The sequence below is a fragment of the Polaromonas sp. P1_E1_2 genome (assembly GCF_056406035.1).
In genome coordinates, this window is sequence record NZ_JBFUAZ010000063.1 from 1 (window position 1) to 11696 (window position 11696).

The following is an 11696-nucleotide window of genomic DNA, read 5'->3' on the forward strand; positions in this document are numbered from 1 at the left end:
AGCCCACCCCAGATTCCCCGGCCGGGGCGCTTTTCAAGCCAGACCGAGCCATCAGGCTTCTGCGCCCACTGCAAACTCAGCGCCTGCGCACTGCGCTTGAGCTTTCGTGTCTTCACGGGATACCTGCCGGGATCGCCGGCGGCAAAACCGCGGCACAGGTTTTGTACGGGGCATAACAGGCACTGGGGCTGGCGGCCCATGCAAATCGTGGCACCAAGATCCATCAGTCCCTGCGTATAGCGCGGCATGGTTTCGGGCAGGTCCTGCTCAGGCAGCAGCTCTGCAGCCGTGTCCCAAAGCGCCCGTTCATTGGCACTTTGAGCCAGATCAGCAGAAAAACCCAGCACCCGCGTTAGCACCCGTTTGACGTTGCCATCCAGAATCGCAACACGTTCGCCAAAACAAAACGAGGCGATGGCCGCGGCGGTTGAACGGCCTATGCCTGGCAGAGTCTGGAGCTGCTCGGCCGTCTCCGGGAATCGCCCGGCATGCAATGCCATGACGTCCTGAGCGCAGCGGTGCAGATTGCGCGCGCGACTGTAATAACCCAGCCCGCTCCACAAGCCCAGCACCTCGTCTTCGCCAGCCACAGCCAGCTCCTTGACCGTCGGGAAGCGCAGGAGAAATCGCGCGTAATAGTCCAGAACCGTTGCGACCTGGGTTTGCTGCAACATGATTTCAGACAGCCAAACGCGGTAAGGATCACGCGTGTTCTGCCAGGGAAGGCTGTTGCGTCCGTGGGAAGCCTGCCAGCGCACAATTTCCCCGGCAAATCCGGGCAACTGGCATGAGGCCGTTTGCTTCACAGCAACCGCTTTCCGCCCCGCAGGTGTCTTGGTGGATTGCGACCGCGTCAACGCTCAGGCAGCCTCGGGCACCGCGGCATTTTCTGCGGCAGCGGCGCCATCCGGCGTCCTGGACTGCGCTGAAGAGCCCATCAGATGGGAAGTCAGCTCCGTGAGCTTGTTGTCCAGCTCATCGAGCACACGCTCCTGGATGTCGATTTCAGCGATCCGCTCATCCAGACCAGACGCCGCTTGCTGGATGCGCTCGATAGCTTCAAGCCTGCGGCCGAAATTGCGCCGCCGCTCGCGCAACTGCGCATCAAGCTGCGATGCCGCTGACTTGTTCCAGAGCTCAACTTCGCCAAGGGCGGATTCGTAGACCACCCGCAAGCGCGTGGCCAGGGCACGTACCAGCCGCTCGGAAAATTCCGGCTGGGAAAGTTTCAGAACATTGCCCACACCAAGATATTGCAAGTGGCTGCGTTCAATTTGCTCCAGGTCGTGCTCATAGCGGATCAGCTCCGGCTCTTTTGGCGCCTGCAGCGAAAAACTGAACTCGGCATTGAGCTGGCGAAAGGATGCAGTCAACATGGACTGGATTTCACTGCTCATGATCTGTGACTTCTGCAGTCCCTCGCGAAGGCGGGAAAAAGTCTGGCCATAAGCCTTCTTGACGCCCAGCTTGATGCCCGGCTGCTTCAGCGCATGCGTCAGCTCGGTCAGTTCTGCCTTGAGCGTCGGCGTGCTGAGCAGATTGAATACGTCACGGAGCAATTTGAGGTGGACAGAACGTACCGCGTGAATTTTCGAGCCGCTGGTGTCGAACTCAGCCTGCTCCTGCTCGATGCGGCTGCGCATGTGCTTGATGACCGAGACGTTCTTTCCTCTCAGGCCACGCAACTCAATCATCTGTTCGGCCAGATCGCGCCGGCGGATGTGCATGGCCCGCCCCGCTTCGGTCCGGAGTTCGCTGATACCGCCCGACACCGCTGTACGCAGGATTTTTTGGCGCTGTCCCATCACGCCCTGCCCCAGCGCCAGCTCGAGGGCAGGCAGGTGGCTGGCCTCCAGCAAGGCCTTGTCTCGCGTGACCTTGGCCACCAGCCCTTTTTGGGCCGATACGGGAATGACCTGGGATTCAGGCAGGCCCAGGATTTCGGCAGATGTTGCACGCTGCTTGTCGATCTGTGCCTGTACTTGTTCGGGCGTGCTTAACGCGTCCCAAAGGGTGTCGATCTTGTTGAGCACCACCAGGCGTGCATCGGTGCCATCACCGTCGGTGATCAAATGCTCGCGCCATATGGCGAGGTCGGACTTGGTGACACCGGTATCGGCGGCCAGTATGAACACCACGGCATGGGCCTGGGGGATCAGGCTCACCGTCAGTTCGGGTTCTGCGCCAATGGCATTGAGACCCGGCGTATCCAGGATGACCAGGCCCTGTTTGAGAAGCGGGTGCGCAATATTGATCAGCGCGTGGCGCCACTTGGGCACCTCTATCAGGCCGTCTGCGCCTACACGCGGGTTGTCCTCCGGGCTGCTGTCATGCCAGAAACCAAGAGAGCGGGCTTCGTCCTGGGTGACATGGCGGACTTCGGCCACTTTTTCGAGCGCCTGCGCCAATTGCGCCGGGTCATTCACGTCGAGGTCGATCCGTGTCCATTTTTCAGGTACCGCGCGCCACTCCATGAGGGCTTGCTTCTGCAGGCGCGTCTCGATGGGAAGCAGGCGCAGGCAGGGCGGCACATCCGCGTCGTAGCCCAGCTCGGTCGGGCACATGGTGGTGCGGCCAGCGCTTGCCGGCATGATGCGGCGGCCATAACCGGCAAAAAAGATCGCATTGATCAGCTCGGACTTGCCGCGCGAGAATTCGGCCACAAAGGCGACCATGACCTTGTCGGAACGTACCTGTGACTCGAGCCGCTGCAGGCGCTCCTCAACCGCTGCATCCAGCAGGTCATGGTCCTTCATCCACTCTGCAAGCAGTTTCAGGCGCAACGCGAATTCGCGCCGCCACGTGCCGTGCTGGTCAAATTGTTCGTTAAAAGACATCGGTCTACCGTAAAGTGTGTCGGTCAATATAGCATCGCAAACCCGAAAGAACCATTGGCGCGTCTACGGACTCAAGGTTTCTGGCAATTCGCACAGTAAAAAGTGGACCTTTGCCCCTGCCGGAGGGTCTTCACGGGTGCTGCGCACACCCGGCAGGGCAAGCCGGCGCGGTCATAAACCATGGCTTCCAGCTGGAAATAGCCCGATTCACCCTGTGCATTCGAAAAGTCCCTCAGGGTGCTCCCCCCCTTTGTAACAGCTTGGGCCAGTACCTGGCGGATCGCCCCGTGAAGCAAGGCCGCGCGGGGCTTGCTGATCCGGTTTGCCCGGGTGGTCGGCCGGATTCCGGCCAGGAACAGGGCTTCCGACGCATAAATATTGCCGACACCAACCACGGCCTCCCCGCCCAGCAATACCTGCTTGATCGCCGTTTGCCGCAGTTTTAGCGCCCGGTGAAAGCTTTCCGAGTCAAAAGCGTCCGTCAGCGGCTCGACGCCGAGCCGGCCAAGCAGCTTTTGGGCGGCAGGCGCGCCTTCATCGCTGGCATACACCACAGCCCCAAACCGGCGCGGGTCGTTCAGACGCAAAGTGCCCCGGCTGGTGGCCATTTCAAAGTGGTCGTGCTTGCCCAAGGCGGGGAAACCGTCGCCGAAAGCCACGCTACCGGACATTCCGAGGTGGATCAGCAGCAGCCCGTTGCTCAGATCCACCAAAAGGTACTTGCCGCGGCGGCGAACCGCCAGCACCTTCTGGCCGGCAAGCTTGTGGGGCGCGCAGCCCAGCGGCCAGCGCAGGGGCTTGCCCATCTGGACGCGCTCAATGACGGCGCCGGCGATACGGTCCGCAAAGCTCAACCGGGTGACTTCAACTTCTGGCAGCTCAGGCATGGTTTTGTAAATAAGGGCGCTACTGCATGGCGCAAGAAGACAGCGGTGGGCCAGCCGAAGATCAGGGCCGCGGCGTAAAGCGGCAGCGCAGCCGGGAAGCTTCAATTATCATGGTTCGATGAAGAAAAAAATTGGCCTTGCCATCAGCGGCCTGTGGCTGGCTGTTCCCCTGGTCCTGGCGCAGACCGAAGAACCGCTCCTGGCTGCGCCCTCAACGCTTGTCGAGGCCAAGGCCGCACAGGAAGCGACTCCATCATCGCAGCTGGATGGTGCCCTTTTTTACCAGCTGCTGGTGGGTGAAATGACCCTGCAGGAAGGCGAGCCCGCCGCAGGATTTGCGCTCATGCTGGACGCCGCCCGCAAAACCGGCGATGCGCAGCTCTACCAGCGCGCTACGGACATCGCACTGCAGTCGCGCTCTGGCGATRCCGCACTGCAGGCAGCCCAGGCCTGGAAGGCAGAGCAGCCCGCCTCGCGCGAGGCAAACCGTTATGTCCTGCAGATCCTGGTGGCATTGAACCGAATTGCCGACACGACCGAACCGCTGCAAACCGAAATCCGGCTTGCTCCGGAAATGGAACGCGCTGCGGCATTGACTGCGGTACCCCGGATTTACGCGCGTGTCCCCGACAAAAAACTGGCCAGCACAGTGGCCGAAGAAGCGTTGACCACCTACCTGAACAACCCCGCCACCGCCAGTGCCGCCTGGACCACGGTGGGGCGCATGCGGCTGGCCGCCGGCGACAGCAACGGCGCGCTTGCGGCAGCCAGGCGCGCACAGGCTGCAGGCCCGCTCTTCGAAGGCCCGGCCCTGGTCGGGCTGGAACTGATGGACCCGAAACAGCCCGAAGCAGAAAATCTGGTCCGCAAATATTTTGAAGGCAACGCCAAAGCCCTGCCCGAAGTACGGATGGCCTATGCGCGCGCGCTGCTGGATGCCCAGCGCTACGCCGAAGCCGCCGCCCAGCTGCAAGTGGTGACCCGCGAAAAACCCGAGCTTCCCGAAGGCTGGCTGGTGCTGGGCTCCCTGCAATTGCAGGACAACCAGCTGGCACAGGCACAAACCTCGCTGGAGCGCTACGTCACCCTCGCCCAGCAGCAGACCGCCGAAGGCGAGCGCAACCGCGGCCTGGCCCAGGCCTATCTCTCGCTGTCCCAACTGGCCGAAAAACGCAAGGACTATGCGGCGGCAGAAAGCTGGCTGGCCAGGATTGAAAATTCCGCTGACCTGACCCAGGCCCAAACCCGGCGCGCCTCTATCCTGGCCAGTCAGGGCAAACTGGAAGAAGGACGCCAGCTGATCCGCAAGCTCCCCGAACGCAACGCTGCTGACGCAAGGCTGAAATTGAACGCGGAAGTAGGCCTGCTCCGCGAATTCAAGCAGTACCAGCTGGCCCATGATGTGCTGGCACAGGCCCTGGCCAGGAACCCCGACGAAACCGAACTCCTGTACGACCAGGCCATGATGGCTGAAAAGCTGGGTTCGATGGATGAAATGGAACGTCTGCTGCGGCGTGTCATCCAGCTCAAGCCCGACTACCACCACGCCTACAACGCCCTGGGCTATTCATTTGCGGATCGCAGCGTGCGCCTGCCGGAAGCGCGTGATCTGATTCGCAAAGCGCTTGAATATGCGCCCTCCGATCCATTCATCAAGGACAGTCTGGGCTGGGTCGAATTCCGCATGGGTAACACTTCGGAGGCCATCAAGATCTTTGAAGCCGCTTACAAAGCCAAACCCGACGCCGAAATCGCGGCCCACTTCGGCGAAGTACTCTGGACCACAGGCCAGCGTGACCGCGCCGTGGCCATCTGGAAAGAAGGCCGGCTGCTGAGTCCCGAAAACGAGACCCTGCTCGAGACGCTCAAGCGCCTGCGCGTAAAGCTGTGACGGGAATTCGCGTCCTGCCGCCTGCACTGCGTATGCGCCTGACCCGTCTGGGCCTGGTGTGCGCCTGCKCTATTGCTCCTTTTTTGATAGCTGGTTGCGCTCAACCACAAAGGCTTGCGGGCACAAATGACTCAAAAAATGAGCTTCGGACAGGCCGTATCAGCCTGCAGATCCAAAGCGAACCTGTGCAGTCTTTTTCGGCGAGCTTCGAGCTCAAGGGCCAACCCGAGCGCGGCGAACTCTCGCTGATCAGTCCTTTGGGCAGTGTGCTGGGTGTGCTCCGCTGGTCGCCCGGTGAAGCCGTACTCGACTCAGGCAATGGCAAGATTCAGCGATTTTCTTCGGTGGATGAGCTGATGGCACAGGCGACAGGTGCGGCCGTCCCGGTGACCGCGCTCTTTGCCTGGCTGCAGGGCGACAATGCCAGCGTCAGCGGCTGGTCGGCAGACCTTTCCCGTTACGCCGAAGGCCGCATCACGGCCAGGCGGGTGCAGCCAGCGCCTCCGGCTGACCTGCGTGTGGTCCTTGACCAATAATTCCGGGGTGAATGCCCCGGCTTCGCCGCAAGGCCTCCAGTACTTTCACGCTCCCGGTTCCTGTTATTGCTTTGGCGACACCAGTTCATGACGACCCATACCGCCCCCGTCCCACACGCCGCGCAGCCGCTCAAAACCCTGTATGACGTGTCGGCGCCCGCCAAGCTGAACCTTTTCCTGCACATCACCGCACGCAGGCCCGACGGCTACCACCTGCTGCAATCCGCATTCATGCTGATCGACTGGTGCGACACCCTGCACTTTGAACTGCGCCTCGATGGCCGGATCACCCGGGAAGACCTTCGCCAACTCAACGAGGGCAATCCCGGCGAACTCCAGGCCTTGCCCGCTGAGGACTTGTGTGTACAGGCAGCCAGGGCGCTGCAGGCGGCTTGCGGCACGCCTTTGGGCGTTCACATCGGCCTGCAAAAAAGCGTCCCTTCAGAAGCCGGCATGGGTGGGGGTTCATCCGACGCAGCCAGCTGCCTGCTGGCGCTGCAGCGGCTCTGGGGTGTACGCCTGCCGACCCCAAAACTGCACGCCATCGCCCTGTCGCTGGGCGCCGATGTCCCCTTTTTCCTGTCCGGCGGCCACGCCTGGGTGGAAGGCATTGGTGAAAAAATCACGCCGCTCGCCTTGCCGCCAGCCCGTTTTGTGGTGGTCAAGCCTCCTGCCGGCGTCTCCACGCCACGAATTTTCAGCGCGCCGGGGCTCAAACGCGACACAGAAACTGCTACAATCCAAGGCTTTGCTGCAAATGCTGAAGGCCCTTTGAGATCGGTTGATTTCGGATTCGGCCGCAACGACTTGCAGCCGGTAGCGCAGGAGATGTGCCCGCAGATTGGCCAGTCGATCGACTGGCTGAAAACGAAACATCTTCAAGGACGCATGACCGGCTCCGGAAGTGCTGTATTTGCGCAACTGCCGCATGGCACGGATTTGACGGATCTTTCAGGTTTGCCTGATGACTGGATAGTCCGGACATGCAGCAATTTGGAGGCGCATCCTCTGGCTGGTTGGTAAAATAACCGCTCTTTGAAATGCGCTTTCAAGCGACCTAAATGGAAAAGTTTATAGGTCTGTTGTTGGCAACAACAACTGTCCTGTGTAGGGGTGTCGCCAAGCTGGTTAAGGCACCGGATTTTGATTCCGGCATTCGCAGGTTCGAATCCTTCCACCCCTGCCAAATTATTCGCCGTGGGCCGTAGCCCCGGTGTTGCGGTCCCGCCCGGAGCGGGCCCGTGTGACTCCTGACAGACCCGCGTGATGTGTATCAGCGGGTCTGTGTGTTTTTGGAAACAGGCAAGCGGCGCTCACTGCCAAGCCCCGTTGCAGCGTGTTGTCCCCGTGCGTATTTTGCTCCGATAAAAATTTCAGCCACGTTCAAGTCCTTGTAGCAGCTGGGCCCCACATGCAACCGCACCATCCCGACTTCATGGTTTTCACCGGCAATGCCAATCCGAGCATGGCCTCCGATATCGCCCAGCACCTGGGCATTTCACTGGGTGCAGCCCATGTCGGCCGCTTTTCGGATGGCGAAGTCACCGTCGAGATCCAGCAGAACGTTCGGGCCCGTGATGTGTTTGTGGTGCAGTCGACCTGCGCACCGACCAACGACAACCTGATGGAACTGCTGATCATGGTTGATGCGTTGAAACGGGCTTCGGCCGAGCGCATCGCCGCGGTGATTCCGTATTTCGGCTATGCCCGGCAAGACCGCCGCCCACGTTCGGCGCGGGTGCCGATCACAGCCAAGGTGGTGGCCAACATGCTGCAGGCAGTGGGCGTGTCGCGTGTTTTGACGATGGATCTGCATGCCGACCAGATCCAGGGCTTTTTTGATATTCCGGTCGACAACATTTATGCGTCGCCGGTGTTGCTGGGCGACCTGCGCCAGAAGAATTACACCGACCTGATGGTCGTGTCGCCCGATGTGGGCGGCGTGGTGCGCGCCCGGGCGCTGGCCAAGCAGCTGGGCTGCGACATGGCCATCATCGACAAGCGCCGCCCCAAGGCGAACGTGTCCGAAGTGATGCACGTGATCGGCGACATTGAAGGCCGCAACTGCGTGATCATGGACGACATGATCGACACGGCCGGCACGCTGGTGAAGGCGGCTGAAGTGCTGAAAGAGCGCGGCGCCAAGAAGGTTTACGCATATTGCACGCACCCGATTTTTTCGGGCCCGGCCATTGACCGCATCGCCAAGGGCGACGCACTTGATGAGGTGGTGATTACCAACACCATTCCGTTGAGCCCCAATGCCGTGGGTTGCACAAAGATTCGCCAGCTCTCCGTGGCGCCGCTGATCGCTGAAACCATTCAGCGCATCGCCAAGGGAGAGTCGGTCATGAGTTTGTTTTCGGACCAGGACAACCTGTTCTGATCTGAAGCAAAAAGTAGCTGCCCTCGCTCCATGATGTTTGTCATGAGGCAAAAGCAGCTTTTTAAACCAGAACGAGACTGGTCGCGGTCCGTTCTTTATTGGAGTTGATTATGAAATTCGTCGCTTTTGAGCGCGCAAAGCAGGGCACGGGTGCGAGCCGCCGTCTCCGCATCACCGGCCGTACGCCCGGTATTGTTTACGGTGGCACCGGTGAACCCACGCTGATCGAGCTCGATCACAACGCGTTGTTCCACGCCATCAAGAAAGAAGCGTTCCATGCTTCCATCCTCCAGATGGAACTGGCAGGCAAAGAACACAAGGTTCTGCTGCGYGACYTGCAAATGCACCCGTACAAACAGCAGATCCTGCACATCGACTTCCAGCGCGTGGAAGCCAAGACCAAGATGACCGTGAAAGTGCCYGTGCACTACAGCGGTGAAGAAGAGTCTCCAGCCGTCAAGACCGAAAACTGCCTGGTCAACCACGTGATCACCGAGTTGACCGTGTCCTGCTTCCCTGCAGACATCCCCGAATTCATCGCCGTCGACCTGAAGGGCCTGAAGAAGGGCTCGCCGCTGCACATCAAGGACATCACCCTGCCAAAGGGCGTGAAGTTCGTGGCCAAGGGCCAGGACAACCCGGTTCTGGTGTCGGTGTCTGCCGTTTCCGAAGAAGCCGAGGCCGATGCCGCAGCAGCCGCTGCAGCAGCCGCACCGGTGGATCCGAAAGCCGCTAAAGCTGCTGCCGCCAAGGAAGCCAAAGCCGGCGCCAAGGCCGACGCTGCCAAGCCTGCCGCCAAGAAGTAATTCGCTTCCCGCACAGGCCTGAAAAGGCTCACGGCCCTTGTCCTCTTGCAGGACAAGGGCCGTTTTTCTTGGTTAGCGCTTCAATCAGAACCGCCCGCTTGCAAAGACACAAGGCCACGCACCCTAAAATTGGACAGATGGAAATCTCCAAATGATCAAATTGTTTGTCGGCCTGGGAAACCCCGGCCCCGAATACGAAGCCACCCGCCACAACGCCGGTTTCTGGTTTATTGATGCTCTCTCGCAAGAGCTGAAAGCCCCGCTAAGCCTGGACAAGAGCTACCACGGCCAGGTGGCGCGCATCACCCTCAACGGCCAGAACGTCTGGCTGCTCAAGCCGCTGACCTTCATGAATGTCTCGGGCAAATCCGTGGCGGCCCTGGCGCGCTTCTTCAAGGTCGCGCCTGAAGAGGTGTTGGTGGCGCACGACGAGATGGACATCGTGCCCGGCCAGGTCAAGCTCAAGTTCAGCGGCAGCCACGCCGGCCACAACGGCCTGCGCGATATCCATGCGCAACTGGGCACGGCCGACTATTGGCGCTTGCGCATCGGTGTGGGCCATCCGGGCGTGAAGGCCGAGGTGGTCAACTGGGTGCTGAAAAAACCTTCACAGGAGCACCGCGTGGCGATTGAAGACTGCATTGCCCGCTGCATCAAGGCCGTGCCTGAACTGCTCAAGGGCGAGATGGAAAAAGCCACGATGATGATCCACACCAGCACGCCACCGCGGCCGAAACCGCCGCGCAAAGTGGATATTGAAGATTAAGAGTCTACCGTTCCGGGTCTGCCGCGCGCAAGTTTGACGCTATGATTTTTATAGCTGCTCGCGCAGGATCCTGTTGGACTGCACCGCTATTTGTGCGCTAAATCGGCGCTTCCAAGGCCATGTCAGGCCACAAACCCTCCAACCAGGTCAATTAGCGAGCCGTGACCACCGGAATAATGGTTTGCAGCCGCTGGTATTTTTCAAACAGGGTTTCCCGCGTTTCAATGTGCTGCGGGTTGATGGGAATGCAGGCGACGGGGCAGACCTGCACGCACTGGGGCTCGTCGAAATGGCCCACGCATTCGGTGCATTTGTGCGGATCGATCTCGTAGATCTCCTTGCCCAGGTAAATCGCCTGGTTGGGGCATTCGGGTTCGCACACGTCGCAGTTGATGCACTCATCAGTGATCATCAGGGCCATGTCAGTTCCCCTTACCTGCTTTGGCCGCCTGGTGCGCCGCCGCCAGGGCAGTTGCCACGGCCGGGCTCACCATCTGGCCGACATCGCCGCCCAGCTTGCTGATCTCGCGCACCAGCGTGCTGCTGATGCATTGCAGCGGTGCGTCGGGCAGCAGAAACACGGTTTCCACCTCGGGGCGCAGTTTGCGGTTCATGGCCGCCATTTGCGCTTCGTAGTCAAAGTCGGTGATATTGCGGATTCCGCGCACCACGGCTGAAGCCTTTTGCGCTGCGCAAAAATCCATGATCAGGCCGTCAAACGGCAGCACCTTGACGCCGGCGATACCTTGAGTGGCGGCCTGCACCTGCGCCACGCGCTCGTTCAGCGTGAACAGGGTTTTCTTGTGATGGGCCGTCGCCACCGCGATGACGACCTGGTCAAAGAGCCCGGCAGCGCGGCGCACCACGTCGTCATGGCCCAGCGTGAACGGGTCAAACGTGCCGGAATAAACAGCGGTGCGGGAGGTGGCCATAGGAGGAATTATGCCCGCCCCACCCTTTTACCCGCCAATTGCCGCCCTGTAACCACGAGACAGGCAAGGCCTGGCCGGCGATTCAGCCCGCTGGCGTACCCAGAGCAGCCAGCAGGTGGAAATGCACGGCGCCGGCCTTGCCACTGCGGTGCACCTGCAAACCCAGCGGCAGCAGTTCCTCATCCGTCCAGGGTTTGGGCGCCTCCAGATAAACCACGCCGGTCGGGCCGATGGCCTGCGCTGCGGCCTTGAGCGTGGATTCGTACAGGGTGGACTCAAAAGGCGGATCAAGCAGCACCAGTTGCAGGCTGCCCGGCGCAACGCGTTTCAAGGCGCTCAGCCCGTCGCCACGCTCGATGCGGCACATGTCGGCCTTGAGCCTGGCCTGCACCGTCTTGAGCTGTTGCGCCAGCGCCGGATCCTGCTCGCACAGCAGCACGTCGGCCGCGCCGCGCGACGCGGCCTCAAAGCCCAGCGCGCCGGTGCCGGCAAACACGTCGATACAGCGCCAGCCCGTCAGGTCCTGGCCCAGCCAGTTGAAAAGGGTTTCACGCACGCGATCGGGYGTGGGACGCAGGCCCGGCTTGCTGGGCACCGGCAATTTGGTGCGTTTGTACAAGCCGCCGATGATGCGGATCTCACCCGGCGGCACGGT

General features: G+C 60.9%; 12 protein-coding genes and 1 tRNA gene. 7 read left to right on the top strand and 6 right to left on the bottom strand.

The features are described from left to right. The 3 genes from mutY to mutM all read right to left on the bottom strand — a co-directional run. Positions 1–782 (bottom strand): A/G-specific adenine glycosylase (gene mutY, locus AC1D1P_RS05535; protein ID WP_477672335.1); only part of this gene is annotated, 782 nt, incomplete at its 3' end. Between the two features lie 78 nt (positions 783–860). Beyond that, positions 861–2837, bottom strand: coding sequence for a dynamin family protein (locus AC1D1P_RS05540; RefSeq protein ID WP_477672331.1), 1977 nt, complete (start codon positions 2835–2837; stop codon positions 861–863). A 71-nt stretch (positions 2838–2908) separates the two neighbouring features. Beyond that, complete coding sequence (gene mutM / locus AC1D1P_RS05545; RefSeq protein WP_477668278.1) at positions 2909–3724, bottom strand: bifunctional DNA-formamidopyrimidine glycosylase/DNA-(apurinic or apyrimidinic site) lyase; 816 nt, start codon at positions 3722–3724, stop codon at positions 2909–2911. A 118-nt stretch (positions 3725–3842) separates the two neighbouring features. Here mutM and AC1D1P_RS05550 point away from each other — a divergent pair, with 118 nt between their 5' ends. The 7 genes from AC1D1P_RS05550 (at position 3843) to pth (ending at position 10109) form a co-directional block, all read left to right on the top strand. After that, the gene (locus tag AC1D1P_RS05550) at positions 3843–5615 is read left to right on the top strand and encodes a tetratricopeptide repeat protein (RefSeq protein ID WP_477672332.1); all 1773 of its coding nucleotides are present in this window, start codon (positions 3843–3845) and stop codon (positions 5613–5615) included. 32 nt (positions 5616–5647) lie between these two features. Beyond that, positions 5648–6151, top strand: coding sequence for an outer membrane lipoprotein LolB (locus AC1D1P_RS05555; protein ID WP_477672333.1), 504 nt, complete (start codon positions 5648–5650; stop codon positions 6149–6151). An 87-nt stretch (positions 6152–6238) separates the two neighbouring features. Then, positions 6239–7174 carry a 4-(cytidine 5'-diphospho)-2-C-methyl-D-erythritol kinase gene (ispE, locus tag AC1D1P_RS05560; protein ID WP_477672334.1) on the top strand — a complete coding sequence of 312 codons (936 nt, stop codon included), beginning with the start codon at positions 6239–6241 and terminating at the stop codon, positions 7172–7174. 86 nt (positions 7175–7260) lie between these two features. After that, positions 7261–7337: transfer RNA gene (locus tag AC1D1P_RS05565), tRNA-Gln, on the top strand. 225 nt (positions 7338–7562) lie between these two features. Beyond that, a complete protein-coding gene (locus tag AC1D1P_RS05570; protein ID WP_477668282.1) occupies positions 7563–8537 on the top strand; it encodes a ribose-phosphate pyrophosphokinase in 975 nt (324 codons plus the stop codon). Positions 8538–8647: 110 nt separating this feature from the next. Beyond that, a complete protein-coding gene (locus AC1D1P_RS05575; RefSeq protein ID WP_477668283.1) occupies positions 8648–9343 on the top strand; it encodes a 50S ribosomal protein L25/general stress protein Ctc in 696 nt (231 codons plus the stop codon). Between the two features lie 151 nt (positions 9344–9494). After that, positions 9495–10109, top strand: a complete 615-nt coding sequence (gene pth, locus AC1D1P_RS05580) for an aminoacyl-tRNA hydrolase (RefSeq protein ID WP_477668284.1) — start codon at positions 9495–9497, stop codon at positions 10107–10109. A gap of 151 nt (positions 10110–10260) precedes the next feature. Here the strand turns inward: pth and AC1D1P_RS05585 are convergent, their stop codons facing one another. From AC1D1P_RS05585 to rsmD, 3 genes are all read right to left on the bottom strand, one after another. After that, positions 10261–10530 carry a YfhL family 4Fe-4S dicluster ferredoxin gene (locus AC1D1P_RS05585; RefSeq protein ID WP_457282197.1) on the bottom strand — a complete coding sequence of 90 codons (270 nt, stop codon included), beginning with the start codon at positions 10528–10530 and terminating at the stop codon, positions 10261–10263. A gap of 1 nt (position 10531) precedes the next feature. Next, positions 10532–11041 (bottom strand): pantetheine-phosphate adenylyltransferase, encoded by a 510-nt coding sequence (coaD, locus tag AC1D1P_RS05590; protein ID WP_477668285.1) that lies wholly within the window; start codon positions 11039–11041, stop codon positions 10532–10534. Positions 11042–11123: 82 nt separating this feature from the next. Beyond that, a complete protein-coding gene (gene rsmD, locus AC1D1P_RS05595; protein WP_477672336.1) occupies positions 11124–11693 on the bottom strand; it encodes a 16S rRNA (guanine(966)-N(2))-methyltransferase RsmD in 570 nt (189 codons plus the stop codon). Positions 11694–11696: the final 3 nt, after the last annotated feature.